At 65.3% G+C, this 25,399-nt stretch carries 24 protein-coding genes; 17 read left to right on the forward strand and 7 right to left on the reverse strand.

Features of this window, described 5'->3' with window-relative positions:
- Positions 1–126: 126 nt before the first annotated feature.
- Positions 127–792: a helicase associated domain-containing protein gene (locus ABRP34_RS23395; RefSeq protein ID WP_353713504.1), complete on the reverse strand. Its 666-nt coding sequence runs from the start codon at positions 790–792 to the stop codon at positions 127–129.
- Between the two features lie 644 nt (positions 793–1,436).
- Here ABRP34_RS23395 and ABRP34_RS23400 point away from each other — a divergent pair.
- The 11 genes from ABRP34_RS23400 to ABRP34_RS23450 all read left to right on the forward strand — a co-directional run bounded on the left by ABRP34_RS23400 (position 1,437) and on the right by ABRP34_RS23450 (position 10,485).
- Positions 1,437–1,865 carry a hypothetical protein gene (locus ABRP34_RS23400; protein ID WP_353713505.1) on the forward strand — a complete coding sequence of 143 codons (429 nt, stop codon included), beginning with the start codon at positions 1,437–1,439 and terminating at the stop codon, positions 1,863–1,865.
- A 77-nt stretch (positions 1,866–1,942) separates the two neighbouring features.
- Complete coding sequence (locus ABRP34_RS23405) at positions 1,943–2,293, forward strand: DUF3846 domain-containing protein (RefSeq protein WP_353713506.1); 351 nt, start codon at positions 1,943–1,945, stop codon at positions 2,291–2,293.
- A 637-nt stretch (positions 2,294–2,930) separates the two neighbouring features.
- A complete protein-coding gene (locus ABRP34_RS23410) occupies positions 2,931–3,956 on the forward strand; it encodes a DUF4192 domain-containing protein (RefSeq protein WP_353713507.1) in 1,026 nt (341 codons plus the stop codon).
- Between the two features lie 182 nt (positions 3,957–4,138).
- Positions 4,139–4,291 carry a hypothetical protein gene (locus tag ABRP34_RS23415; protein WP_353713508.1) on the forward strand — a complete coding sequence of 51 codons (153 nt, stop codon included), beginning with the start codon at positions 4,139–4,141 and terminating at the stop codon, positions 4,289–4,291.
- 589 nt (positions 4,292–4,880) lie between these two features.
- Positions 4,881–5,465: a hypothetical protein gene (locus ABRP34_RS23420; RefSeq protein ID WP_353713509.1), complete on the forward strand. Its 585-nt coding sequence runs from the start codon at positions 4,881–4,883 to the stop codon at positions 5,463–5,465.
- A 725-nt stretch (positions 5,466–6,190) separates the two neighbouring features.
- Positions 6,191–7,543: a ParB/RepB/Spo0J family partition protein gene (locus ABRP34_RS23425; protein WP_353713510.1), complete on the forward strand. Its 1,353-nt coding sequence runs from the start codon at positions 6,191–6,193 to the stop codon at positions 7,541–7,543.
- 742 nt (positions 7,544–8,285) lie between these two features.
- Positions 8,286–8,561 carry a glutaredoxin family protein gene (locus ABRP34_RS23430; RefSeq protein ID WP_353713511.1) on the forward strand — a complete coding sequence of 92 codons (276 nt, stop codon included), beginning with the start codon at positions 8,286–8,288 and terminating at the stop codon, positions 8,559–8,561.
- Between the two features lie 54 nt (positions 8,562–8,615).
- On the forward strand, positions 8,616–9,158 hold the full coding sequence (gene ssb, locus ABRP34_RS23435) for a single-stranded DNA-binding protein (RefSeq protein ID WP_353713512.1): 543 nt from the start codon (positions 8,616–8,618) through the stop codon (positions 9,156–9,158).
- A 166-nt stretch (positions 9,159–9,324) separates the two neighbouring features.
- Entirely contained in the window at positions 9,325–9,930 is a 606-nt protein-coding gene (locus ABRP34_RS23440; protein ID WP_353713513.1) for a DNA-binding protein, read from the forward strand.
- A complete protein-coding gene (locus ABRP34_RS23445) occupies positions 9,923–10,195 on the forward strand; it encodes a hypothetical protein (protein WP_353713514.1) in 273 nt (90 codons plus the stop codon). The genes ABRP34_RS23440 and ABRP34_RS23445 overlap by 8 nt, the downstream gene beginning before the upstream one ends.
- Positions 10,196–10,197: 2 nt before the next feature.
- Positions 10,198–10,485 carry a helix-turn-helix domain-containing protein gene (locus ABRP34_RS23450; protein ID WP_353713515.1) on the forward strand — a complete coding sequence of 96 codons (288 nt, stop codon included), beginning with the start codon at positions 10,198–10,200 and terminating at the stop codon, positions 10,483–10,485.
- 224 nt (positions 10,486–10,709) lie between these two features.
- Here ABRP34_RS23450 and ABRP34_RS23455 read toward each other — a convergent pair whose 3' ends face one another.
- Positions 10,710–11,042, reverse strand: coding sequence for a hypothetical protein (locus ABRP34_RS23455; protein ID WP_353713680.1), 333 nt, complete (start codon positions 11,040–11,042; stop codon positions 10,710–10,712).
- 497 nt (positions 11,043–11,539) lie between these two features.
- A complete protein-coding gene (locus ABRP34_RS23460) occupies positions 11,540–11,797 on the reverse strand; it encodes a hypothetical protein (protein WP_353713516.1) in 258 nt (85 codons plus the stop codon).
- Between the two features lie 715 nt (positions 11,798–12,512).
- Here ABRP34_RS23460 and ABRP34_RS23465 point away from each other — a divergent pair.
- The 4 genes from ABRP34_RS23465 to ABRP34_RS23480 all read left to right on the forward strand — a co-directional run bounded on the left by ABRP34_RS23465 (position 12,513) and on the right by ABRP34_RS23480 (position 16,926).
- Positions 12,513–12,947, forward strand: a complete 435-nt coding sequence (locus ABRP34_RS23465; protein ID WP_353713517.1) for a MobC family plasmid mobilization relaxosome protein — start codon at positions 12,513–12,515, stop codon at positions 12,945–12,947.
- A 3-nt stretch (positions 12,948–12,950) separates the two neighbouring features.
- Positions 12,951–14,594, forward strand: a complete 1,644-nt coding sequence (locus tag ABRP34_RS23470) for a relaxase/mobilization nuclease domain-containing protein (protein WP_353713518.1) — start codon at positions 12,951–12,953, stop codon at positions 14,592–14,594.
- Positions 14,595–14,625: 31 nt separating this feature from the next.
- Positions 14,626–15,819: a hypothetical protein gene (locus tag ABRP34_RS23475; protein WP_353713519.1), complete on the forward strand. Its 1,194-nt coding sequence runs from the start codon at positions 14,626–14,628 to the stop codon at positions 15,817–15,819.
- 63 nt (positions 15,820–15,882) lie between these two features.
- The gene (locus ABRP34_RS23480) at positions 15,883–16,926 is read left to right on the forward strand and encodes a PDDEXK nuclease domain-containing protein (protein WP_353713520.1); all 1,044 of its coding nucleotides are present in this window, start codon (positions 15,883–15,885) and stop codon (positions 16,924–16,926) included.
- A gap of 395 nt (positions 16,927–17,321) precedes the next feature.
- Here the strand turns inward: ABRP34_RS23480 and ABRP34_RS23485 are convergent, their stop codons facing one another.
- Positions 17,322–19,286 (reverse strand): NlpC/P60 family protein, encoded by a 1,965-nt coding sequence (locus tag ABRP34_RS23485; protein WP_353713521.1) that lies wholly within the window; start codon positions 19,284–19,286, stop codon positions 17,322–17,324.
- Between the two features lie 289 nt (positions 19,287–19,575).
- Here ABRP34_RS23485 and ABRP34_RS23490 point away from each other — a divergent pair, with 289 nt between their 5' ends.
- The gene (locus ABRP34_RS23490) at positions 19,576–20,619 is read left to right on the forward strand and encodes a CAP domain-containing protein (RefSeq protein WP_353713522.1); all 1,044 of its coding nucleotides are present in this window, start codon (positions 19,576–19,578) and stop codon (positions 20,617–20,619) included.
- A 190-nt stretch (positions 20,620–20,809) separates the two neighbouring features.
- Here the strand turns inward: ABRP34_RS23490 and ABRP34_RS23495 are convergent, their stop codons facing one another.
- Positions 20,810–21,199: a heavy metal-responsive transcriptional regulator gene (locus tag ABRP34_RS23495; protein ID WP_031216440.1), complete on the reverse strand. Its 390-nt coding sequence runs from the start codon at positions 21,197–21,199 to the stop codon at positions 20,810–20,812.
- Positions 21,200–21,371: 172 nt separating this feature from the next.
- On the opposite strand from ABRP34_RS23495, the gene merA reads away from it, so the two are divergent.
- Positions 21,372–22,814 (forward strand): mercury(II) reductase, encoded by a 1,443-nt coding sequence (merA, locus tag ABRP34_RS23500; RefSeq protein WP_011691634.1) that lies wholly within the window; start codon positions 21,372–21,374, stop codon positions 22,812–22,814.
- A 52-nt stretch (positions 22,815–22,866) separates the two neighbouring features.
- Here merA and istB read toward each other — a convergent pair whose 3' ends face one another.
- Both istB and istA read right to left on the reverse strand, forming a co-directional pair.
- Positions 22,867–23,682 (reverse strand): IS21-like element helper ATPase IstB, encoded by an 816-nt coding sequence (gene istB / locus ABRP34_RS23505; protein WP_011691635.1) that lies wholly within the window; start codon positions 23,680–23,682, stop codon positions 22,867–22,869.
- A complete protein-coding gene (istA, locus tag ABRP34_RS23510) occupies positions 23,679–25,355 on the reverse strand; it encodes an IS21 family transposase (protein WP_011691636.1) in 1,677 nt (558 codons plus the stop codon). Before istA ends, istB begins: the two co-directional genes overlap by 4 nt.
- Between the last annotated feature and the right edge of the window lie 44 nt (positions 25,356–25,399).

The raw sequence follows: 25,399 nt of genomic DNA on the forward strand, positions 1-25,399 counted from the left end.
TGACGCTACGAGTTGCACGCCAATGGGGACAGCTTTGAGCTGTGCGGAGGGCTCCACCTGCCCCCAGTGGGCACAACCCGTTCACCCGGTCTGGTGGTCGGCCTGGTATCTGCGGAGAAGCCGAGGTTACACGGTGCCGGTGCCGGGTTTGCGGCCCCGTTGCCGGCCGGAGCGCCAGCCCGGCAGCATCTCATCCAGTGCGCGTGCCTTGTCCGGTTCGAGTTCGCCGCGGCGTGCCTTTTGGCGCTGGAAATGCAGCCAGACGCCGAGGTCGTGTTCTTTACCGGTCACGATGGTCTTGTGCCGCGGCCAGTCGTGCCCGGCCGACCGGTACCGCACCAGTGCGGCAAGCCGGTCGCGCCACCTGGCCTCATCGGCCACGGAGCGCGGCGGCCGTTGCCAGTCCGGCAGGGCGGCCAGCCCGTCACGGTAGGCGGGTGCGAGTGTCCCGGCCGCGGCGTCGCGGCGGCGCCGCTCCAACCAGGACGCCAGCCTCCGCTCGTCCGCGTCGGCGGCGGTGCGGGAGGGATACCGCCCCGTTTCCTGAACCATGACCATGAGCTGCCGCATCCGCGCCAGCCCCTGCCCGCCCACCTGCACCGGCGGTGGGCCCGCGGCTTTCTCGTGCTCAGCCTGCAGCCCTGGGTCTGCAGCAAGTGCCACGGACAGGTGATAGCCGATGGTCGCGGCCGGCGCCCGGGTGAGCGCGGCGATCCGGGAACGGGTCAGCCCGCCCCGGTACATCAGCACCCACTCCGCGTTCGGAGCCGCAGTACGCCGCCTGGTCGCCACGGAACCATCCTGCCACCCACACCGCTTTCGAGCCGCCGCGTCCTCCGTCCACTGGCCGCGGCAATCCGGAGTGCCTTTCCGCCGGGGCCGGGCTGCATGGGGGACAGCCCGGGCCCCGGCGTCGGGGCCTACAGACCTTTGCCCGTGGCTGCGGCCCATTGGGGATGAGACAACTCTGTCCCGACAACCTTAGGGAAAGCCCCGAACACCTTGGAAGTCCATTGGCCGTCGGCTCGGAGCAGCACATGCTCGCAGGGCTCGCATCCATGCGGGCGTCCGCTGGCGCGGCCGGCTGTCGGGGTCCAGTGCCGGCTCCGCAGGGCTCCGCCGTCCCTGAACCCGTTGTCTACGTCTTCGACGTTTTTTGGCTGCTGTCCTTCGGATCGTACGTGCCCGCTCCACCCCGTCTAGCCCCTCCTTCGTCGGGGCCTGCAGAGCAGGAAATGTCCTTCCGGCGCTCCTGCGTCGCTTATTTCCTCCAGGAATTTCCTGTTCCTTGCCCTTGCGGGTAGACGGGGCTCCGTCGGGCACAGCTCCGCAAAGCTCCGCCAGCAGCCAAAAAACAACGGGAGGGACAGGGGAGCTGGCCGGTCACCACGCACCGCCCCACCCACCGAAGATCCTCTGCAAAGGACACCAAAACCATGAACGCAATCGCTACCGCGACCATCACCACCGCCGACACCGGCGAGGAAATCGACGGCATCACCGTCCTACGGGACTACCACCTGAACGGCGGCTACGACTGGATGGACCTGATCGCCGAGCACGGCTGGGCCGTGATTCCCAGCTGGGGGAGCGAGGGGTGGGATCTGGGCCAGTGGCCCTACGTCATGGTCGCCGCGACCCGCACCGCCGACAGGATCGGCAACCTGTTCGGCGTCGCCACCTACTGCGAAGGCGACGTGACCTGCACCTACTACAGGACCAAGGCCAGGCAGTGGGACGCGATCACCGAACAGGCGTTCTTCCAGTGGAAGAACGGGCAGGCCCACGGCCCGGCCGACCTGCCCGAAGCCGCCGCCGAACTGCCCAGCCGCGACCGCCAGCCCTACACCGTCCCCGCAGCCTAACCAGCACCCCAAACCGCTGTACTGCCCGGCCCCGCAGGCCGGGCAGTACAGCCCCACCAACCTTGAGGAGCATGACCATGAGCACCACTTGCACCGCCCTGATCGTCCCGGCCCGCCTGTCCCAGCCCGTCCGCACCGAAACCATCGACGCCTCCCTGCCCACGCTGCAGAACCTGGTCGAGGGCAACATCGAAGCCATCACCCGCGGGGACTGGCACGCCTACCTCTACGAGGAAGGCAAAATCATCAACCTGCCCCCGAACATCCGCGCCGGGCACCTCATCCGCGAAACCGGCCTCTACCTCACCGACATCTTCTGCGGAACCGTCGTCTTCCTCGGCCAGGACGCCCACGGCGAAGAAACGGACGTCCCCAACTACCTGATCGGGCTGGCGGAGGAACTCTTCGACGCCCGCCTCTCCGCTTAGGGTCCCCGAAGGATGACAACGGATGACAACGGATGACAACGGATGGCCGGGAGCGGCAGAGCTCCCGGCCATCTGTCAGGTCCGGGTAAAGTCTGGGCGGGCCGCCGCACGGGGCGGCTGCCGCTGTGGGTCACCGGCGGCGGCCCGCCACCCCGGACAGCACGGCGCCGATCACCTGGTCGCTGCGGGCCGGCAGTCGGGGGGGTGGCAGGCGTGAGCGGTGGTTGCGCCACAGCTTGTGGCAGAAATGCATGCTCGCAGGGCTCGCACCCATGCGGGCGTCCGCTGGCGCGGCCGGCTGTCGGGGTCCAGTGCCGGCTCCGCAGGGCTCCGCCGTCCCTGGCCCTGTGTTGTCTACGACGTTTTGGCTGCTGTCCTTCGGATTGTACGTGTCCGCTCCGGCCGGTCTAGCCCCTCCTTCGTCGGGGCCTGCGTGACAGGAAATGTCCCTGCGGCGCTCCTTCGTCGCTGATTTCCTCCGGGAATTTCCCGCCCCTTGCCCTGCGGGTAGACAGGCCTCCGTCGGCCACAGCTCCGCAAGCTTCGCCAGCAGCCAAAACAACGGAGGGGAGAGGGGACGCTGGCCGGTCGCCACAGCCGCCCCACCCACCATCATCCTCAGCAAAGGACTTTCAACATGAACGACGCAATCCGTATCTCCAGCCCCGCCGATATCCTCGGTTTCATCCCGCACTCCCTCGGGTTCGTACCGCGTGAATCCTTTGTGTTCCTGACCATGCGCGGCAAGACGCTGGGCGCGACACTCCGCGTTGACGCCCCCGCGTTCGCCGAACCCGCCGGTTTCGCCCGCTCCATGGTGGACTACATCGCGCTGGACACTCAGGCCACGGCTGTGCTGCTGGCCGTCTACACGACCAGCACCCCCAACCCCGGCCAGCCCCGCCCCTTCCATAACCACGTCGAGGCCGTCATTGAGGCACTTGACAGCGCAGGCACCCCGCTGCAGGACGCGTGGCTCATCACCCCGTCGCACTGGCAGAACCTGCTGTGCGACAGCGACGCCGGGTGCTGCCCGCCCGAATCGCTGGAATCCATCACGGACGGGCAGCTGAACGCGGAACTGGTGTTCCGTGGCAGCAGCTACCAAAAGACGCCCGGCACCAGCTATGCCCCGTTCGCAGGCCCGGCAGATAGGGAGGAGCAGATCCGTCACGCGCTTCCGGGAGTGCTCGGCGCGGAGCTAGCTCCGGGCCGGGAACTGTGGGCCGAGGCCCTGACCCGGGACGGCTGGACGGATCCGCAGACAGCGGTGGAGCTGCTGGCGTGCTTCCAGCGCCCGGACCTGCGCGACACGTTGTTTTGCAATGTAATCGACCCGGAGCTGCCGGATGCCGAGGAAAGCGGGAATCTGCTCGTGGGGGAGGGGATCGCCCCGGACTGGAACCGCGTGGACCGGGCGCAGGAAACCGCCCGGGACCTGATCGACGCCGCGCCGGAGGGCTACCGGGCGCCCCTGCTGACCTTGATCGGATGGCTGGCGTACCTCAAAGGCCAATCGTCAGTGGCCGCGGACCACTTCGAGCTGGCTCTCGCCGATACACCCGGCTACCGGCTTGCCGAACTCATGGACCAGCTGGTGAGCCGGGGAACCATCGCCCCGGTCGCGAAGAACGAGGCAACCGCCTACAAGCGGCACCGCTAAAAGGCAACGGGGCCGGACCGGGACAGCGGTCCGGCCCCTTGGGTGCGCCGGGCGGCCTCCCCCGCATGCGCTCCTCCGGCCGCCGATCACGCTGCCGCGGGCGCAGCACCACACGAGGGCAGCGGCCGGACGCCGGGCTACAGTGGAAAGAACAAGATCCACCAACAGCCTGGGGACAGCACATGAGCCACGAGTACATCCTGACCGACGATGACGCTGCATCTGCCGATGCCACCCATGCCCAGGACGTTCTCGAGCTCTCGATGTTGACCATGCCCCAGCCGGGCGCACCCATCATCGATATCTCCTGGGAGAAATCCCCGCTGGACCAGTAAGTTTCTGCAGCGATGACGCTGCAGCACCGATTTTCCTTTTGCTGAGGGAAAAACTGAGGCCGGCCCCAAGGGGCCGGCCTCAGCCCTTTCAAACGCTGAAAAGGACCTCGCTTCGCTCGGACTGTAGAAGCGCTTTCCTGTTTTGGCTGCTGTCCTTCGGATTGTACGTGTCCGCTCCGGCCGGTCTAGCCCCTCCTTCGTCGGGGCCTGCGTGACAGGAAATGTCCCTCCAGCGGTGGGTCAGATCTTAGGCCGCTGCGCCCTAACAACGACTTCGAGCGACAGGCCAACCTCTCGATGGTAGGTTCAACGAATGGTTGAGGGTGAAGTCGGGGGAGAGTCGGAACCAGTGGTAGATCCAGTTGCCGCCGTAATTGGCAGCGAAGCCGCTAAGTCAGTAGCGGGGAAGCTCCTTGGGCCTCTGGCGGGGGCCGTAGGTGAAGATCTAGCGCACATCTACACTGCATGGTCCCGACCCAGACGCGAGAATATCGAGGCGATACTGGCCAAGGGCGGTCGGCGAACCCGTAAGACGCGCGGTCGCGTCAACGACAGGGTCCTGCACGCTGTTTTTGAGGATGGGTCATGGGTGAGCGACGAGGTAGGCCAGGAGTACTTCGCTGGACTTCTTCTCTCCTCAGGCTCGGACGGCGCAGACGCTGACGATGGTGTCTATTACGCCGGGATCGTGGCGGGGCTGACATCGAATCAAATTCGACTCCATCATGCGATCTACCGTTGTTTTGCCTCGAATGTCGCTGAGTACCCAGAGTCAAACGAGGCCAAGGGGAAAAACGCCGTCTGGATGTCGCTCGATGATGCGGCCGGACTGATTAATATCATCGAAGGGGACGACCCGCTTGAAGTGGTGTCCGAGTCACTTGAGGCATTGAATCAACGGGGGTTGGTTGACCTTGGTGGCGTGAGCACTCCGAAGTTGTTTGCAGATATCGGCATAGTCACGGCTATTCCTTCTTGCGTCACCATAGCAACGGACATGGGAATCCGGCTGTTTCTTCGGGCATACGGAATTCGAACGTCTGATGCGAAGCGCATGTTTGAATTCGACTGGTCCCAACCTGACTCTCTCGGCGAGATTGCGACTAGTGCGTTTGTCGGCCCCTATGATAAAGGTTTCCCGCCATCCGGATCGTCCGCCAGCAAAGGCGACTAAGAAAGCCCGGAATGTCCGAAAGCCCCCAGCATTGCGCGAGGCAGTGCTGGGGGCGTTTGCATTTATGAGTCGGTGCATCGGCGGGTGCAGCGCGGTCCGCCGTCGTGGTCGGCTGACGCTGCGAGTCAGCGGCGGCGGACCGCGAATCTCGCACCTGCCAGGTGCCGGGCGGCGACCGCCAGTGGCAAGCCAGAGCTGGCAGTGTCGTTGGGGTCCGTGGGCAGGTGCGTGAAGGGCAGGCTCGCAGGGCTCGCCCCGGTTTCCGCTGCGCTCCAACCAGGATCGGGCGTCCGCTGGCGCGGCCGGCTGCTGGGTCCAGGGCGCACCGTCGCAGAGCTCCGGACCCCTGGCCCTGACTTGTCTACGACGTTTTGGCTGCTGTCCTGACGGATTGTACGTGTCCGCTCCGGACGGTCTAGCCCCTCCTTCGTCGGGGCCTGCGGCGCAGGAAATGTCCCTGCGGCGCTCCTTCGTCGCTGATTTCCTCCGGGAATTTCCCGCCCCTTGCCCTGCGGGTAGACAGGCCTCCGTCGGCCACAGCTCCGCAAGCTTCGCCAGCAGCCAAAACAACGGGGGAGAAAGGGAGCTGGCCCGTCACTTGGTCCGCGTCCGCACCTGTTTCACCCGCTTGACAGACATAGAAGCGTCGGGAGGGACAGGGGAGCTGGCCGGTCACCACGCACCGCCCCACCCACCGAAGATCCTCTGCAAAGGACACCAAAACCATGAACGCAACAACCACAGCACCCGTACTGGAAATGCTCGACCCGGCAACCCTCACCGTGGATGTCAATGTCCGCAGGGACGCCGCCCTGACCGGCGACTTCGTGGACAGCATCAGGGAACACGGCGTGATGGAACCGGTCATCGCCCACCGCAAGGACGACGGGACCGTGCATGTCCTGATGGGCCAGCGCCGCACCCGCGCCGCCGTCGAAGCCGAACGCCCGCTGATCCCGGTGATGATCATCGGCTCCCCGGAAGAGGCCGAGCGGATCGTGACGCAGGTGGTGGAGAACATCCAGCGCGCCGAGCTGACCGAAGCGGACGAGGCCGAGGCCTACCACCAGCTCTCCCTGATCGGCGTCTCCGCCGCCGCGATCGCGAAGAAAACCGGCCGGACCAGGACCACCGTGGAATCCGCCCTGAAAGCCAAGTCCACCGACACTGGCAACGCCGCCCTGCGCAAGGGCTACACCATCGACGAAGCCCTTATCCTCGCCGAATTCGAGAACGACCAGGACGCGACCGAAGAGCTCGAATCGGTCATCCGGGACGAACCCGACATGCTCGCCCACGTTACCCAGCAGCTGCGCGACCGCCGCGACCGGGCCGCCGCCCTCGCCGCCCTGCGGGCAGAGCTGGAAGCGGCAGGAACCACCGTCGTCGACACGGCAGGGTACGACGGGGACAGCGAGAACGTCAGGGTGTCCTCGCTGAACCGGCCCGACGGGGAACCGGCCGCCGAGGAGGACGCCAACGCCGTAGCCATCACGACCGCCTACAACGGCAACCACTCCACCGTCCCCGTTGTGGCCGGGTGGAAAGACCTCGGGTACACCCTCCGCTACACGGGTTACGGTTCCCCGTCCTCGGCCAAGGGTCCGATGACCGAGGAACAGAAAGCGGAGCGGAAGACCCTGATCGAGAACAACAAGCTGATGCAGTCAGCCACGACCGTCCGCCGCGACTTTGTGAAGACCCTGCTGGCAAGGAAGCAGGCACCCAGGGGCTGGCAGTACTTCACCGTGCACGCCATCACGCACCACCCCGAAACGGCCAGCGGCTACGACGGCAAGGTTGCCGCCGACATGGTCGGTGCGAAGGTCGTAGAGAGCGACCGGTGGGGCTGGAACCCCCTGCGGGACCACGTCGGGAAGACCACGGCACGGCCCGAGGTCGCCCTGATCGCCCTCGTTTGCGCAGGGTATGAGAAGACGATCGCCAAGGATTCATGGCGGTCCCAGAGCCAGACCCACCGCGACTACCTGACCCAGCTCGTCACGTGGGGGTACACCGCCAGCGAGGTCGAACAGATCATCCTCGACAGCGGCAAAGAAACCACGACCACGGAGTAGGGGAAGCTGAGCGGGCCGGGCGGCGCACCCCACGCCGCCCGGCCACCCAGCACAGGACGGCCACCCAGGGCAGGATGGCACCCGGGGCAGGATGGCACCCGGGGCAGGATGGCACCCGGGGCAGGATGGCACCGGGGCAGGATGGCACCGGTGGCAGGATGGGTACGTCACCTCCCAGAATCGTGGCGGTCCGCCGCCGGTGCGAACCACAGCATCGATCACCAGCGGCGGACCGCCGGTCCCCGCACGACGCCCGGGACCCACCCTGGTGCCGCGCCGCCGCACACGCAAAGGCCGGGCAACAACCACGGCCCGGGCTAGACTGGCCACAGATTTCTTTTGCAGAGGAACCCGAAGGGAGCCGGCCACGCGCCGGCTCCCTTCCGGATTAACCAGGTCGTTGCCCCCGGGGAATGCTTAGTCCCCGCCAGGACCGGCCGGGGCTTGGTGGACGAAGAACAGGCCATGGACGGGACAGGAAGCGGCTGGCCCGTTCAGCAGCGACCCTCCTGTGGCATCCGTGGTGCCTTCTACTGCGGCTCTGTTCCGAGGACCAGGTGCCGGTGGCTATTCGCCGACAGCTGACGGACCCACCTCCCGGAGGCTCCACCTTTTTGACGCGAAAAACCCCTAGAAATAAGGAGCGAACGCCTATTCATTCAGTTGAATGATTGCTAGAATAGAAGCAGCAGTACAGAACAGACGAACCTAACCAAAGTGATACGAAACCAAGGACTGAAAAATGACTGTCACCATCTACACCAAGCCCTCCGGATGCTTCGGCTGCGCCAAGACCAAGCAGAAATTCGTTGAGGCCGGCCTTCCCTTCCACGAAGTGGACGTCACCACGAACCAGGCCGCCTTCGAGTACATCACCGAAGAGCTCGGCTACTCCCAGGTCCCCGTCGTCGTCTACGACAAAGACGGCACCGAAAACCACTGGTCCGGACTCAACCCGGGCAAGATCGAGCAGATCATCGCCATCGAAGCGGCCGCCGGCCGTGTCCGGGAAGCCTAAACACCCCCTCATCACACCGCCCATACGCAACCAGCAGAAAAGGAAACGAAACCAATGTCAGGCGAAACCAGCATCACTGTCATCGGCAACCTCACCAGCGACCCCGAGCTGCGCTTCACCGCAGGCGGGGCAGCCGTCGCGAACTTCACCATCGCCTCCACGCCCAGGACCTTCGACCCGGCCTCCAAGGAATGGGAGGACGGCGACACCCTCTTCATGCGCTGCTCCATCTGGCGCGAGGCGGCCGAGAACGCCGCCGCGTCCCTGGCCAAGGGCTCCAGGGTTGTGGCCTCCGGGGTCCTGAAGCCCCGCACCTACGAGACCAAAGCGGGGGAGAAGCGCACCGTCATCGAGCTCGAGGTCGAAGAGGTCGGCCTCTCTCTGCGCTACACGGCCGCCACACCCGCTGCCAGGCCATCCAGCCCCGAGGCAGCCCCGACGGATGCGGAACCGAACGGCGCCCACCCGGCCGATGGCTTCACCATCAGCCCCCGCCAGTACGCCGACGACGATGCGTGGTTCGGCCTCCGGGCCAACCCGAGCGGCCTCGTCGCCCCTCCGGTCATCACCGAGACACCCGTCTACAAGAGCGAATAACAGGAACGATCTGGGCTCGGCGGGGGTGCTGGCGATGAGGCCAGCGCCCCCAGTCGGTGGGCCCTACGACGAGGACAGCCGCGCGGAAAGGCTTGAGAATCGCGTAGTAGTAGGATTAGTTTTATTACTACTCCTACTACTTTCTTTGTTTGGAAGGGTTTCCGCGATGGCCTTGAGTGTGAAAGACCGGGTTTTTGCTGCCGCTGAGCAGATCAGCGCCGAGCGTCGCCCGACGGTGTCCACGGTCCGCGCGGCCGCGGGGGTGAGCAACGCTGACGCGACCCGGTACCTGAAGGAATGGACCGAGGAGAAACAGGCTGCCGGGGGACAGGTCGCCGCGACTCCGGCGGCCCTACTGGAACAGGCCGCCCGGCTGGCGGGGGCGTGCTGGGCTGAGGCCTCCACTCTGGCCAACGAGCGGCATGCGGCCGCTGAAGCGGTCTGGGCGCAGGAGAAAAAGGACCTGAACACCGAGGTCGCCGAGCTCGTCGCCGACCTGGACAAGGCTGTCGCCGAGAAGGACGCTGCGGTCACCGAGCTCACGGCACGGATCACGGCCCTCGAACGCGAGGCCGCCGCCGCGGCTGAGCAGCTGGAACGCGCGCAGGCGGCCGAGCGCGAAGCGGCCGGGACGGCGGCCGCGGCGGCGACCAGGGCGGCGGCCGCCGAGGCCCGCGCCGGGGCCCTGCAGGAGGCCCACGACGCGTTGCTGCAGCGCATCACCCCGGAGGCGCCGCCCGAGGCCGGAACGGAAGGTCAGTCCGGTGCCTAGGAAGCCGGCGAGGATTGCCGCGTTCACGCCGTACTTCACGGAAGAGGAAGCGGACCAGGTCCGGGCCGCCTACCTGGTGGCGAAGGAACACGAGGACGGCGTGGCCAGCGCCTCGGACTTCATCGTCCGTGCCACCATGAGGGACGTCAAAAGGATCCAGCGCAAATACAACGGCGGCAAAAAACTCGACCCGGTTCCCGCCGGCGCGCTGCGCCGCGGGCAGCGCACCCGGGACGAACTCCAGCACAGGAACGAGGACAGCTGAGCATGGCCGGACAGGCAGAGAAGAACACCGCCGCGCCGGCCCAGGGGCCGGCCCGCTTCCCGAGGATGCTGACGCTGGAACAGGTCCAGGAGATCCTGAACGTGAAAAGTTCACTCGTGTACGCACTGGTCCGCAACGGTGAACTGCGGGCGGCCCAGTTCGGCGGCCGCGGCGTCTGGCGGGTACGGGAAGATGACCTCACGGCGTACATTGACGCCGCGTTCGACCGCACCGCCGAGCGCATCGCTTCGGGACAGATCCCGGACACCGAAGCCGCCGCCGACGACTGACCACCATCTGCACAAAAGCGAAGGGCCGGCACCTGAAAAAGGTGCCGGCCCTCACTGCGTCACGGTCCTTCACTGTGTCACGGGCGTTCGACGTGGGGCGCTCGAAGAACGGCTGGGATCCCCTTGGCCAGCCGGGGGAGGAAAGCGACCAGCCACGTTCACTGCCCGTGACAGGGGCGCGGCAGCGGACGCTCCACAAGACCACGGGGACGCCCCCCGGTTTCTTAGGCCTGGTTGCCCGTGCCGTTCGGGGATTCGGTGTGGCCGGCGGCTGGGTTGCCTGTGGAGTTGTCGGTGGAGGCGCTCCGGACGGCCGCTTTGCGGCGGCGGCCGGCGGCTGCTGGTTCGAGCCCGAGTTTCTTCAGTTCCTCGGCGCTCCAGCCGTCCCTGGTGGCGCGGACGTAGGCGCGTTTGTCGTCGCGTTCGGCGTCGGCGAGCTGTTCTTTGAGGTCGGCGATCCGTTGCCGGCTCTTGACGAGGGTGGTGACGGACTCGATGCGTGAGTCGAGGAGTGCTCGGGCCTGGTTACGTGTCTGTTCGATGTCGATGGTCGCCATGGTTTCAACCTTAATCGTGGGGGGATGACGTTCTCGTGTTTGACGCGGCCGGGACCGGTCAGTGATCCAATCCGATCCCGCGCGCGGGAGCGGCCAGGGTGTTCGTGGGCCGGTGCTCGGCCGGCAGTGCACCGGCCTCTGGAATGTGTTGTTGAGTGCTTCGCGCGGGTGCCGGGGGAAGTCCAGTGTGACGGTGTCCGGCGTCCGGTCCCGCACGGCCGGGTCTTTAGACCAGTAGTCGAGGTACGCACGGTGTTCTGCCTGGATTTCAGTGACGGAGGTGCGCTGGTAGGCGCGCAGCACGTCGGCCTGGGAGGGTATGTCCTGGGCGAGCAGGTGTGCGAGGTCGGTGGTGTATGGCTGGTACGCGGCGGGGGTGACCTGCCCGAGGGCGGCCGCCAGTTTGGGAAGCATGGCGGCCTGGGCTGCCGTCAGTTCCCGTTGCTGCCCGTCGGGCAGGTAGGGGTAGGGTCCGCCGTACATGGGCGGGAGCTCGGTCAGGGGTACGGGGGGCTGCAGGAGCACTTGGAAGCGCTGCGCATCGTCGGTGATTCTCCGGTGGTTCCGGTCCTCTCTTGAAGGTGCCTGAGGTCGACAGCGTCGAGGTGCCGGGGCAGGCTGTAGTCGCGGTCGGTGGTCTCTGCCTGGACGGCGTTGAGGAGGTGCACTCGCGGGGCGACCCGGTCCAGGGTGAGCTCGAGCTGCAGGAACCCCCGGGAGTCCCCACCGTCGTAGCTGATGGTCCGTAGCTGCATGATGTTCTCCTTCATTGTTTGAACCCGCTCCGGGGCACCCGGTTGGTGCCCCGAAGCGGGAGGTGCTGTCCGGTTCCGGTGCCGGCTGGAATGGTGCGGGGGGAGCAGCGCGGTGACCTCCCGGTTTGGTCCCCCTGCCCCGTTCCTTTCGGCGCGCTTTACAGCACTTGGCCGGTGAGGGAATTGGCCAGTCGGAGGCGCCGGTCCGTGGAATACCGGAGCGGAGCGAGGATATGCCGCGAAAGCCGGCGGCGCAGACTTGCCAAGGAAGGACCGGGCAGTAGCCTCACCAGCCGAAACGGAACGACGCAGTCGTTGTCAAAGACCCGGGCGCGAAGCGTCCTGCAGGGCAGTACCCGCCCCCAGACCAACCCGGAGGAACCCCTGCGACCATAAGCGGCGGAGTAAGGAAGGACCGGGCAGTAGCCTCACCAGCCGAAACGGAACGACGCAGTCGTTGTCAAAGACCCGGGCGCGAAGCGTCCTGCAGGGCAGTACCCGCCCCCAGACCAACCCGGAGGAACCCCTGCGCCATAAGCGGCGGAGCAAGCTATACATTTACACGGGTGTAAATGGTGTGTCGCTGCACGCCCGGTGGTTGTTTGCTTGGCACACTGGGTCGTGTGGGCCCCGGTTTCCGGGGTCGCTGCGCTGGGCTTTTTGGGTTTGGGTTCGGTTGCTTAGTCTGGGGGCGTTTGAGGGGATGGGGGTGTGCGTGCCGAAGGAAAATCTGTCGGGGGAGGGTGTTCCTGAGGGCAGTATTTCTGAGAAGAGTGTGCGGCGGTCCCGTCTTTCCAAACAGCGCCGTCCGAATTCACCGGCGGGGACGAAGAAGCGCCGCGAGGTGTGGGTGACCGCCGAGGAGGAAGCGGCCCTGATTGCCCGGGCTGCCAGGGAGAACCTCACGGTCCCGAACCTGCTGATCACCGCCGCCCTGTCCGAGGGGTCGGAGACGCCGACGCAGCGCAAGGCCGCGATGGCCGAACTGATGGCGCTCCATACACTGTTGGCGCGGGTGTCGAACAACGTGAACCAGATCGCCAGGCACGCAAACGCCGGCGACGACTTCCCGCAGGACGCCACGGCGGCACTGGCATATGTGCGCGAGGTCGCGAAGCGGATCGATGCGACGATCGAGGGGCTGATGTAACCGATGATTCCGAACATCACCCGCGGTTCCCGGATGGCCGGCCTGATGGTGTACCTGGCCTCGACGGATGCGGATAAGACGAAGAACGCGCACACGGACCCGCACCTGGTGGCGGGGGACGCGGCGATCATGGCCTGGTACGACGACGGAGTCCTGGACAAGGACGACGCGGTCGCGATCGCGAAGCATCTGGACCAGCCGCGCGAGGCGTTCGGCGTCGAGGTCCGGGTCAAAGACATGCGCTGGGATCCGGTGAAGAAAGAGCGTGTTTTCGCCGGGTACAAGGACGCCGGCGTCTGGCACTGCTCGCTGAGTCTGCGCGCCGAGGAAGGCGCCCTGACGGACCAGCAGTGGGGCGATATCGCCAACGACTTCGTGAACGCGATGGGCTTCACCGAAGCCAGCGGAAAAGCCCAGTGCCGGTGGGCCGCCGTGAACCACGGAACGAGTGAGAACGGCAACCACCACATCCACATCGCGGTGTCCCTGGTCCGCGAAGACGGCACCAAAGCCTCCACCCACGGCGACTACGGGAGGGCGCAGAAAACCTGCCGTGCCCTGGAGGCTAAGTACGGGCTGGAAGAGCTCTCCAGTGTGCACGCCAGCCGCGGCTACGACCGGGCCGAAAAGGCCACAGCGGCGCGGGATGAACGTGAAATGCACCGGGCATCCCTGGCCAGGAAAGTTCGTGCCAGCGCCACCGCATCCGGCAGTGAAGCGGCGTTCGTCCGCCGCGCCCGGGACACCGGACTGCTGGTCCGCCCCCGGTACGCGAAAAACACCACCGACGTCATCGTCGGCTACTCCGTGGCCGAACGGCCGACGCCGGGGGAGCGGCCCATCTGGTTCGGCGGCGGCACCCTCGCCAGCGACCTCCGCCTCGGCCAGCTTCGGAATGAATGGGCAGACACGCCACACGCCGCGACGGAGGCCGCGGCCGAATGGAACGCCGCCGCGAGGAACAAACGCAAGGCCAACACCCGCGGCCCAGAAACCGCGATGCCGGATCCCCAGTTGTGGGTGGATTACACCCGCACCGCGACCGAGCTGGCGGAGCGGCTGCGGGCGGTGCCGAAGGATGATCACGCCACGTGGGCGAAGGCCGCCCGAGACACCGCAGGAGCTTTCGCTGCCTGGTCCCACCGGCTTGAACCCACGCCCGGGCCGCTGGCCGCCACGGCCGCTGAACTGTCCCGCACCGCCCAGCTCCGCGCACCGAAGGACCACAGCAAACCGGTGCCGCTGCCATCCATCACCGGGGCAGCGATGCTGTTCCTGGCCGCGTCGGGCAAGGACAAAACGGCAGCCCAGGCCGCGCTCATGCTGCAGCTGGTCAACACCGCCTTCGCCATCCACGAGATGCACCAACAATCCGGACGAACCAGGGAAGCACAACGCATCCGCACCGTCGTCACCGAACAGCTCAAACCGTTCGCCGCGACCATGCCCACACCTGTCACCGCCGGCGCACCGGCCCGCACGGCAGCCGAACATGCACCCGTGCAGACCGCCGTCCCGAGACCGGTGGAACTGGGGCTTCGCGGCATGGCTCCCATCCGCCCCGGCTCACCTGTCCCGTCCACGCCAACACCGGCACGAACCCGCCAGCACACCGGCCCCGATTCCGGGCCCGGCATCGACCGCTAACGACCCGGCACCAACTGTAGAGGGGAACACCATGAGTGAATCAGACGGAATGGATGACGTCCTGGACAATGGGCTGCGGCAGTCGCTGCTGATCGCCTCCCGCATCGCCGAAACCCTCGCCCGGCACCGGCAGGAATCCCTGCGCCAGCGCGAACACCAGGACGCCCAGGCAACACACGAGAACCAGGCCCGTTACGAGGCCGAACGTGCAGCGATGCAGGGAACACTCGCCCCGGTCCACCGGGACCAGTGGTGGCACGAGGCACAGCCCACAGACATCAGCGCTGCGTACGCCCTGTCCGAAGCCTGGAAGGACCACGACCCCGCCGCCCTGGCCGCGGCCGACCGGATCCGCTCCGAGGTTCACCGCCGCTACGGCATCGACACCCGCAACATCGGCGCCGACGCCGCTTATCTGGAATCCGGTGTCGAAACAGTCAGCGCAGAACAGGCACGCCTCGCAGCCGTCCGGGAGCATGACAAGGGCATGGCGCTCATCGCCGCGGCACAGGCCGAAGACCTCCGCGCCACGGCCGAAAAGCTCGCCCCCGTCATGGAGCGGCACCAGGTCCCCGCCGGGTACCTGACCAACCAGGCACTGGTCGCGGCACTGCAGACAGCACAGGACGCCACGACCCCCGAGGCCATTGAAGCGGCCGACACCCTCGTGAAGGAACGCCTGTACCTGATCGGCAAAGACGGTCTCAACGGCCCCACCATCGACCAGCTCCGCGAAGAAACCACCGCCAACTTCAACGGCGCCGCCGCAGACCACTTTAAAGACGCCACCTTCGTGAACGCCGCCAAAGACTGGCACGAAGCCAAACTCCTCGCCGAAGCCGGCTTCACCGGCACCCACGACCAGCCCCTCGAGCAGCGCTACGAACGCACCGAATCCGAACTCTTCGCGCGCATCGAGGCCCTGGGGCGCGACATCGAAAACCGCGTCACCCGCGCCGACAGCCAACGACTTCAAAGCGAGGGTGACAGGGCCGAAAGCAGCCCAGCCGCTGAGTACGGCTCCGAAGCCCATCACCAGGCGTTCGCGGCGTCCCTTGCCGGCACGGCCACCGACGGGCAGATCAAGGGCAGGCTCGCGGCAGCACGCAGCGAAGGCACCCACCCCCGCGCAGCCTTGGCCAGCAAGGCGCCGGCCAAGGCGCGGAAGACAAGCACCGGCGCTGCGCTGGGCGCCCAGAAAACGAAGAACGGTCCCAGCCGCTAAGGCCTGTTTGCCTGGCATGGTGCCTGCCGTGCCAGGCAAGCCGTGATCGATAGGATCGAACCCATGGCTGACTCCCGCGACCTCGCCCTTCCCACCGGCTACACAGAACTCCTCGGTGAGCTCAAGAACCGGGTCAGGGCCGCCCGCACCCAGGCCATCCGCACCGTCAACACCCAACTCATTGCACTGTATTGGTCCATCGGCAAGACCATCCTGGAACGCCAGGCAACTGAAGGGTGGGGGAGTGGGGTCATCGGGAGGTTGGCCGAAGACCTTGGCGCTGAGTTCCCGGACATGAAGGGCCTATCACGGTCGAACCTGCAGTACATGCGTAGCTTCGCCGAGGCGTGGCCGGCGTTCGACGCAAATGTCCCACAGCCTGTGGGACATTTGCCGTGGGGCCATATCCGCACCATCCTCGACAAACGCCTCGAGCCGGAGGGGAGGGACTGGTATGCCGCCGCTGCCGTTCAGCACGGCTGGTCCCGCAACGTGCTCATGAACATGATCATGAACAAAACTCTGGAACGCACAGGTACCGCCCCATCAAACTTTGTGCAACACCTTATTGCACCAGATTCCGAACTTGCCCAGCAGATCGCCAAAGACCCCTACAACTTCGAATTCCTGGGACTCTCGGGCGAAGTAGCCGAACGCGATCTCGAGAGCGCCCTCACCAGCAGGATCACTGAGACCCTCCGCGAACTGGGCCCCGGATTCGCGTTCGTCGGCCGCCAAGTCCACTTCGACGTCGATGGAGACGACTTCTACGTCGACCTGCTCTTCTTCCACATCGAACAATCCCGCTACGTCGTCATCGAACTCAAGACAGGGAAATTCCAACCCGAATACGCCGGCAAACTCAACTTCTACGTCGCCCTCGTCGACGACGTCCTCCGGCGGGACCATCACCACGAAACCATCGGCATCCTCATCTGCGGCACCAAAAACGACCGCAGCGTCCGATACAGTCTCGGACGCTCCACCTCACCGATGGCCGTGGCCGCCTACACCTATGACAAGCTCCCTGCCGAGGAGCAGCGGGCGCTCCCGGATGAAACCCACCTGACGGCCGCCCTGGAGTGGGCCGAATCCCTCGACGAATAAAGTCGACGGTGAAGGGGGCAACAAGCGGCAATCGTGACCTCACTGCCAGTGGCCAGCCCCGCCAGACCGTTTCCGCGGAGGAACCTGGGACACACAGACTTGTGGACGGAGCAGGGCCATCGGCGGCCAGCTGCAGGCGTAGGCTGAATCAGGGATGTTTCCAACACCCAGGACGCCCCGCCAACATGTCTAAGGCAGCACGCCGGATAATTGTCCAAAGTTCTCTGGACTATTAGTCCGCAGGCTCTTCCCGACGAAGGGCACCTCGTAGCCGTCCTAGAATGGGCCGGACCCGACGGGAGGGCTGGGGTGGGCCGGGGAACGACCAAGGCTTGAGTGACATGCCACGCGTCCTGGTAGATGACGGGACTTGTCGCTGGCATGGGCCCAGGCTTTCAATACCTGGCGACGTAGGCGTATGGGGTCACCGGCCGGCCGCTGGTGTCCAGCAGTTGGTTGATCGGCAGTTCCAGTATTCCCACGGCCGGGTTCAGTGCGTTGACCATCTTTCCGTTGCCGGTGTAGATGCCGACGTGCCAGAAGTTGCCGGGGGTGCCAAAAAACACGAGGTCGCCAGGCTGGGCCTGGGCCAACGGGATCTTATTGGAGGTGCCTGCGTATTGCTGGGTGGCTGTCCGCGGCACCGAGATGCCTCCGGCGGCGAAGGAGAACTGGACGAGACCGGAGCAGTCGAAGCCGGTTGGACCCGTGCCACCCCAGACGTAGCTTCCGCCCGAAATTTTGCTGCGTGCAACGGCGATCGCAGTGGCCGCACCACCGGAAGGCGGGGGAACTGCTCCGGCGCCGGCGCCATCCGAACGCGTCCAGACGGCTTTGCCAGCCTGGTAAATCACCAGGTTACCGTCGGTCTGAACGTGGAGTTCCCCGCCTGGCAGACCCGCGGTGCGGCTGTCCCAGACGGGTTTGTTAGTGGCGGTGTAGACGACGAGGTTTCCGTCGCTTTGCATGATGGCCCAATTGCCTGCCCCCGTCGTGGCAGTGGCCCAAAGGGCGCCGTTCGGGCCGTACATAACGAGGTTTCCGTCTCCCTGCATGATGAGCCGGAAGCGCCGGTCAAGGGAGAGCCGCCACTGGTTGGCTGTCAGTGTCGTATTGGGTGCCAGCTTGAAATACAGCGCGCCCCCATGTCTGGCCCAGGTCGGGTAACCGGCGTGGTAGATCACAAGGTTCCCGTCGCTCTGCATGACCAGTGAGGACTCACCGAGCCCGTCTGTTCCGGAACCCCAGAGGGACTTCCCGGCCGCCGTGTAGACAACAAGATTTCCGTCGCCCTGCATGACAGCCCAGTTGCCCGCCCCACTGGTGGCGGTTGCCCATACAGCGCCCGTGGGGCCATAGGCGACCAAGTTTCCGTCGCCCTGCATGATGAGCCGGAACCGGCCGTCGGTGGAGAGCAAAGAGTTGTTGGCGCGCAGTACGGCGCCGGGCCCGAGCGTGTCCGTGGATGTGGCCAGAGCCGTGCTGGTCTTAGTGAGAGGGGCATAGCCGGCTTTGGCACCGGTGACCCTGACGCTGATGGATTTGCCCGCGTCGGCGCCAGTCAGCATGTACGACTGCCCGGTCGCTCCGCTAATCGGGGTCCCGGCCCGAAGCCATTGGTAGCTCAAGGTTATTGGCGCCGGACCCCAGGCCCCCGGGTTGGCTGTCAGCCGGAAACCTTCCCTTGCCGTGCCGGTCACTGTCGGTACCGTGCCCATGAGCGTCCCTGCAGCGACAAGTCCAGCCGTTCTGCTGGTGCGGGCAACGGTGCCGTAGCCGGTCTTTGATCCGGTGACCCGGACGGAGAGCGCCTTGCCGCTGTCCGCGGCCGTTTGCACGTAGCTTGCGCCGGTTGCCCCCGGGACAGCAGTGCCGGCGCGTAGCCATTGATACCGCAAAGTCACTGGCGCCGGTCCCCACGTGCCGGGCGAGGCCGTGAGCCGGGAGCCGACTTTGGCCGACCCGGTCACAGTTGGGACGGCGGCGGCTAGTGTCCCGGCTGCGACCGCAGCAGTGGCCCTGCTCGTCCGGGCCACACTGGTGTATCCCGTCTTGGACCCGGCAACGCGGACGGAGAGCAGTTTGCCGCGGTCTGCGGCCGTTCCGATGTAGCTGGCGCCGGTCGCCCCGGGAATCGCCAGACCGGATCGGAGCCACTGGTACCGCAGTGCTACGGGCGCCGGACCCCATGAACCTGGGACGGCCGTGAGCCGTGCGCCGACTTTGGCCGTGCCAGCCACGGAAGGCACCGGGGCGGTCAGAGTGCCGGCAGCTGTAGCACCCGGCAGCCCCACCAGCCCCATCATGATAGCCAGGGTGATGAAAAGGCCTACGACACGACCCAGGCGGCCAGTACCCACGAAGCTTCCCCCAAAATGTTCGACCAGTTGCTCCTGCCGAACCTATGGGGACGCCATGGTGCTGTCCATGGGACACGGCGGTGCTGTGTCAATGCTGCGCCAATCTTGATCGGCGGTATCACAGACGGAAAGTGCCGGAATCAGGAAGCCCGGAATAGGCTGCTGGGCGACCTAGGATCCCCGACATGGACGTGACATAGTTCTTTCAGTTGAAAGTCAAGGTACTTGAATAATTGGGGGACAGGTGCACGGGTCTATTCGTGCTGCAGGCACGTCACGCAGCCACCGTTTGGCGGGAAAGATCGCCAGAAGCGTCGCCGCAGTTCTTACGGTGGCCGTGCTGGCCTCGGGAGCCAGCATCACCGGAGTCCTCCTGGAAGCACAGCCTGCCTTAGCCGCGTCAACACAACCGGAAATCGATGCGGCAATAGCGCAGATCCTCCGCGAGACGAACGCGGAACGCGCCAAGGCGGGGTTGAATCCACTGGTCCTCACGCCGAAAATCAACGCTGTCGCTCAAAGCTGGAGCGAACAGATGGCTGCCAAGAAATCCATGACCCACAATCCTGGCTACTCTTCGGGCATACCGCAGCCGTGGCTTCGCGCGGGAGAAAATGTCGGCCACGGCTACACGACCAGCACCATTGTCGGGGCGTGGATGGCATCCGAAGGACACCGGAATAACATCCTTGGCGACTTCACTCATATCGGTCTCGGCTACTGGGTGGACGCGACGGGCCGTGCTTGGTTCACGCAGAATTTCGCCAAGTACGTAATTCCTGATCCCACGATGATTAACGATCCAGTGACCACGGTCGGGAAGGTCGATTTCACGTCAACGTGGCCTCTCAAGTGGTGGGAACCCAAGTATGACTATTACGTCGAGCTTCACTCGCCGGATGGGTCCCTGCTGCAGACGCAGACCGTAACGCAGCCCACCGTTTCATTCACCGGGCTCGCCGGGGATACAACCTACACCGTGGAAATCACTGCCCGTGCCGTCGACCCGCCAGGGCAGACATACCTTTCCCCTGTGAAAAGTTACAGCATCACAACCCTCAAGGACTGGCCGGACATTACGCCCCCAGCGGTCACCTTCAGGGACGCCGACGGCACCGAGGACGATACCTTCACCATCCCTGCGGTGGTCGGCGTTGACTATCTGGTGAACGGGACGATCACTCCGCCGGGAACCTACCCTGGCAAGGACAGTGTCACCGCGACTGTGAAGGCCCAACCGGGCTACGTGCTGACCCAGGACGCTGACACGACATGGTCAGCCACATTCAAGGTCACCCCGTACACGGCAATTCCCGCGGCGGTGACCTTTTGATTGTGTCAACGTGATCGGAGCCCACTAGGACGGCCCGAACGGTACCCACCCGTCGGACGTCCGGGGATGATGTTGTGAGGGTGTCTAGGGGTTCTTGGCGTGGTTTCTGGGTCTGTGAAAACACTGCCGCGGGTTGGGACGATACCCGGGGTCCCGGTTGTTGGAAGCTGGCGTCTGGCGGAGTAGTGCGTCAGAGGTAGCTGCAGATTTGTTCGGGATCGCAGCTTGCGTCGGTCCCGGACGCGGCAGTGGCGTGAAGGCCGGCGACGATGGATCGCAGCGCCATTAGTTCAGAAATCTGGTGGTCCAGTTCGGCCAGCTGGTTGGAGAGAAGGTCTTGGACGTGGGCGCAGGGGGCTTCTCCGGCGTCACGGAGGCTAAGAATTTCGCGTATTTGGGTCAGGGCGAGGCCTGCGGCCCGTCCGCGGCGGATGAATTCGAGCCTGGCCACGGAGTCGTCATGGTAGTCCCGGTAGCCGTTAGAGGATCTTTTCGCTGCCGGGAGAAGCCCGCTGTCCTCGTAGAAACGCAGCGTCTTGGTTGTCATCCCTGCCGCTGCCGCGGCCTCACCGATACGCATCATGAACTCATTTCTTAGCAGGCGGCCAGGACGGCGATTCCTTGACATTCCAGTGTAGGGGAAGGTTGAGAATGGGATGCAGAGCTGGTCTTCGGTTGAAGGCTGCACATGGCGGTCGGTTGAGCAACAGGTGTGCTGGCGGCTGCTTCCCTTCCATCTTCAGGAGTCCCTCGTGTCGGCAGCATCTTTCGATTATGACCTGGCCATTATCGGTTCCGGCGGGGCTGCTTTCGCTGCGGCCATCCGGGCAACCAGCCGTGGCAAGCGGGTGTTGATGGTGGAGCGCAGCACTGTGGGAGGCACGTGCGTGAACACGGGCTGCATCCCGTCCAAGGCCCTGCTGGCCGCCGCGGAAGCCCGCCATGTCGCCCTCGATGCTTCCGGACGGTTCCCCGGTATCAGCACCTCCGCAGAGCCGGTGGATATGCCCGAACTGGTCGCCGGGAAGCGCTCACTGGTCGAATCCATGCGGTCAGAGAAGTATGTGGATCTCGCCGCGGGCTATGGATGGAACCTGCAGCGGGGGACGGCGGTGTTCGCCGGAACCGCAGCCGCACCGGTTTTGAACATCACCGCCCCGGGCGGAACCACCGAGACAGTCAGCGCGGAACACTACCTGGTCGCGACCGGCTCCACCCCCTGGATCCCTGAAGTGCCGGGAATGGACGAGGTGGATTATCTGACGTCCACGAGTGCGATGGAGCTGCAGGACGTTCCCGCTTCGATGCTGGTGGTGGGCGGCGGGTATGTGGCGCTGGAGCAGGCGCAGCTTTTCGCCCGGCTCGGCACGGAGGTGACCATCCTGGTCCGGTCCAAGCTCGCCTCGGCCGAAGAGCCTGAAGCCGGGCATGCCCTCGCCGGTGTCTTCGCCGATGAGGGCATCCGGGTCGTCCGTCGAGCGACAGCGTCCTCGGTCCGGACCGATGAGGTGTCGGGGGACGTGGTCGTGGATGCTTCCGTCTCAGGAGGAAACGAGGAATTCAGGGCCGCGCGCCTGCTCATGGCAACAGGCCGGCGCCCGGTCACGGAGGATTTGAACCTTTGCATGGTCGGCGTTGAAACCGGGGACCGCGGGGAAGTCCTGGTCGACGGGAGCCTTCGCAGTACTAATCCGAGGATCTGGGCCGCGGGTGATGTGACGGGTCACCCGGAGTTCGTTTATGTCGCCGCCGCGCACGGGGCCCTGATGGTGGAGAACGCCTTTGAGGGTGCCGGGCGTGAGGTCGATTACCGGCACCTGCCCCGGGTCACGTTTACCAGCCCTGCCCTGGCCGCTGTCGGGATGACGGACAAGGAAGCGAACCAGGCAGGGATCCGGTGCATGTGCCGGGTTCTGCCGCTCAAATTTATCCCTCGCGCGCTGGTGAACCGTGATACCCGCGGCTTCATCAAGATCGTTGCCGACGCGGACACGGGTCGGATTGTAGGGATCACTGTCGTGGGTAAGGACGCCGGGGACATCGCCGCCGCAGGGATTTACATTCTGGAGGCCGGGATGACCGTTGATCAGGTCGCGAATCTCTGGAGCCCCTATCTGACCATGGCCGAAGGCATCAAGATAGCAGCCCAGTCCTTCACTACTGACGTCTCCAAACTGTCCTGTTGCGCGGCATGAAGTGGTCAACGACAACCTATGTGTTCGTGGGGCGGGCGGCCGCGGCTACCTTTTAGTGCGCGTTCCTTGTCAGGCTGTGGGCGAGGCGGTAGGAATCGGTGCCGGTTTCGATGATGGTGCCGTTGAACGTCAGCCGGTCAACGATCGCGGCGCAGAGGCGCGGGTCGGTGAATGTCTTGGTCCAGCCGGAGAACGACTCGTTGGAAGCGATGGCGATGGAGTTCTTCTCTTCGCGTTCGGTGAGGACCTGGAAGAGGAGTTCGGCGCCGCGCCGGTCCAGTTCCATATAGCCGAGCTCGTCAATGCAGAGCAGGTCCACTCGGCCGTATCTGGCGATGGTCTTGGCGAGGACTTTGTCGTCGGCGGCTTCGACGAGTTCGTTCACGAGCCGGGTGGCCAAAGTGTATTTGACCCGGTATCCCTTCTCCGCCGCGGCGGTGCCCAGCCCGATAAGCAGGTGGGATTTGCCGGTTCCGGAGTCCCCGATCAGGCATAGCGGTGCACCTTTTCGAATCCATTCGCCGGTAGCGAGGGTATGGATGGTAGCGGGGTTGATGTTCGTGTTCGCGTCGAAATCGAAATCACCGAGCCATTTATCCCGGGGAAAGTTCGCGGCTTTGACGCGTCGGATTGAGGAGCGACGGTCCCGGTCATCGCATTCGGCCAGCAGCAGCTCGGCCAGGAAGCCTTGGTAAGAGAGTTGTTCCTTCCCCGCGACGGTCAGAGCTTCGTCCAGAACCGCCCGGATGGTGGGCAGGCGCAATCGGCGGCATGCTTGGTCCACGGCCGCGACCGCGGCCTGCTCAGTCAGACCGCGGCGCCGTCGCAGGGTTGGGGTGATGGTGGTGGCCGGTGCGGTGGGGCTCATGAGATGTTTTCCTTCGACGCGGTTCCTGCGGAGTGTTCGGTGCGTTTGGCCAGCAGCTCGTCATAGGCGCTGATCGCCGGGAGCGGCCGCTTGTCTGGAGGGAGCCCGGCGATGACCGCCGCCGGGTCCATCAGCCGGCGCTGGGTCAGGCTGACAACTCGTTGCACTTTCGCTTCAGCATGAGCACCGCGATGACGGTCAGGACGGGACCCACCAGCAGGGATGCTGGAGGCATGTCGGCGGCCTTCAACCGCCACGACGTCGGCACTGACGGCACCTACTCCAAGGGCTGCGGTGATCCCTGCCTCGATGTCTTCGGCTTCCATCGATCGGTGCAGCAGCAGGACGTCAATCAGTTCACGGGTCCCCGCGGCATCACCGTTGACCCTGCGCGAGGCAGACCAGAAGGCGTCATGGGCGCTGGTGAAAGCACCCGACTCCCGCGCCCTGGCCAAAGCAGTGGAACCAGGCAAAGCGCCGGGCTTGGTCTTGAGGACCTCCAGATAATGGTCCAACTGGACCGACTGCCCGCCCTTGGCAATAATCCGCTGGTGCCGGGCCGCCACCGCGCGGCCGTCGAACACCACAACTTCGGATGCCCGCAATGAAACCCGGACCCGCCGACCGATGAACCGTGCTGGCACCGAGTACTTCACCATCCGCACGGTGATCATTGAGGACCGGTCCACTCTCGGGTTCAACACCAGACCGGGATCGAACTCGTCGGCCGGCAACGGTGCCAGGAACGGGCGCTCGGCGGCGAAGTCCTGGCCGATAGTGCGGATCCTGCCATCAATCCGCCGCTGATCGTCTTGAACCTCCCGGCTCCGGATCCAGTCGTTGAGCTCATCAAGGGACCTCGCCACGGGCATCGGGGTCAGCCGGTTCCGGCGGAACCAGCCCACCTCGCCCTCGACCCCGCCTTTCTCGTGAGCGCCGGCAAGACCTGGCTGGCAATAAAAGGCATCAAATCCATAGAACGAGCGAAACAACACCCACCGGTCATTCTCCAGGCGGTTCCGCCCCTGACCGAACACCACGGCCCTGACGGCACTGGTGAGGTTGTCATAGCGGATATGTTTGACCGGCACGCCGCCGATCTCGTTGAACGCCTCGACGTGGCCTTCCAGAAACGCTTCCTGGGCCTGGGTGGGGTAAATCCGGTGGATGGCTTTGCCGGAGTGAGAAAGCCGGAAGATGAACATGTGGCATTTCGTCTTTACCCCGTCCAGCACGATCCAGACTTCACCGAAGTCCACTTCCGCTTCCGCGCCCGGGGCGTGCTCCTGAGGAACAAATACCTCAACCCGGCGGCCGGCCTCCACATCGATCTGCGCCCGGCGGACCCGAACGTAGTCACGCACCGTCGAATACGACAACTCGTCCGCTCCATGCTCCTCGATGAGCCGGGCAAGAATCCTCCGGGCAGTGTGACGCTGCTTCCTCGGCGCCGTCGTGTCCTCGACGAGCATGGCGTCGATCGTCGGTTTATAAGGATCAAGCCGCGGCGAGGACCGTACAGGAGTTTTACGCTCTGGCGGGACCGGGGAACTTAACGCCTTACGCACGGTTTTCCGCGCCACCTGGTGCCTGCGGGCAAGCTCCCGGATTGACGCGCCCTCCACCCGGGCATCCCTCCGAATCTGCGCGAACAACTCCACTCTTGACCCCATCCCGGCCCTCCCGTCGTCGATCCAACACTGGATGGATCAACGTT

This window comes from Arthrobacter sp. K5 (assembly GCF_040448525.1).
In the GTDB taxonomy this organism is placed as follows: domain Bacteria; phylum Actinomycetota; class Actinomycetes; order Actinomycetales; family Micrococcaceae; genus Arthrobacter; species Arthrobacter globiformis.

What these genes read in the sequence shown, in the direction of transcription:
- ABRP34_RS23400 (WP_353713505.1), top strand. Translation starts at nt 1,437, where the DNA reads ATGAACGCAATCGCTACCGCGACCATCACCACCGCCGACACCGGCGAG.
- ABRP34_RS23405 (WP_353713506.1), top strand. Translation starts at nt 1,943, where the DNA reads ATGAGCACCACTTGCACCGCCCTGATCGTCCCGGCCCGCCTGTCCCAG.
- ABRP34_RS23410 (WP_353713507.1), top strand. Translation starts at nt 2,931, where the DNA reads ATGAACGACGCAATCCGTATCTCCAGCCCCGCCGATATCCTCGGTTTC.
- ABRP34_RS23415 (WP_353713508.1), top strand. Translation starts at nt 4,139, where the DNA reads ATGAGCCACGAGTACATCCTGACCGACGATGACGCTGCATCTGCCGAT.
- ABRP34_RS23425 (WP_353713510.1), top strand. Translation starts at nt 6,191, where the DNA reads ATGAACGCAACAACCACAGCACCCGTACTGGAAATGCTCGACCCGGCA.
- ABRP34_RS23430 (WP_353713511.1), top strand. Translation starts at nt 8,286, where the DNA reads ATGACTGTCACCATCTACACCAAGCCCTCCGGATGCTTCGGCTGCGCC.
- ssb (WP_353713512.1), top strand. Translation starts at nt 8,616, where the DNA reads ATGTCAGGCGAAACCAGCATCACTGTCATCGGCAACCTCACCAGCGAC.
- ABRP34_RS23440 (WP_353713513.1), top strand. Translation starts at nt 9,325, where the DNA reads ATGGCCTTGAGTGTGAAAGACCGGGTTTTTGCTGCCGCTGAGCAGATC.
- ABRP34_RS23450 (WP_353713515.1), top strand. Translation starts at nt 10,198, where the DNA reads ATGGCCGGACAGGCAGAGAAGAACACCGCCGCGCCGGCCCAGGGGCCG.
- ABRP34_RS23455 (WP_353713680.1), bottom strand. Translation starts at nt 11,042, where the DNA reads ATGGCGACCATCGACATCGAACAGACACGTAACCAGGCCCGAGCACTC.
- ABRP34_RS23460 (WP_353713516.1), bottom strand. Translation starts at nt 11,797, where the DNA reads ATGCAGCTACGGACCATCAGCTACGACGGTGGGGACTCCCGGGGGTTC.
- ABRP34_RS23470 (WP_353713518.1), top strand. Translation starts at nt 12,951, where the DNA reads ATGATTCCGAACATCACCCGCGGTTCCCGGATGGCCGGCCTGATGGTG.
- ABRP34_RS23475 (WP_353713519.1), top strand. Translation starts at nt 14,626, where the DNA reads ATGAGTGAATCAGACGGAATGGATGACGTCCTGGACAATGGGCTGCGG.
- ABRP34_RS23480 (WP_353713520.1), top strand. Translation starts at nt 15,883, where the DNA reads ATGGCTGACTCCCGCGACCTCGCCCTTCCCACCGGCTACACAGAACTC.
- ABRP34_RS23495 (WP_031216440.1), bottom strand. Translation starts at nt 21,199, where the DNA reads ATGCGTATCGGTGAGGCCGCGGCAGCGGCAGGGATGACAACCAAGACG.
- istB (WP_011691635.1), bottom strand. Translation starts at nt 23,682, where the DNA reads ATGAGCCCCACCGCACCGGCCACCACCATCACCCCAACCCTGCGACGG.
- istA (WP_011691636.1), bottom strand. Translation starts at nt 25,355, where the DNA reads ATGGGGTCAAGAGTGGAGTTGTTCGCGCAGATTCGGAGGGATGCCCGG.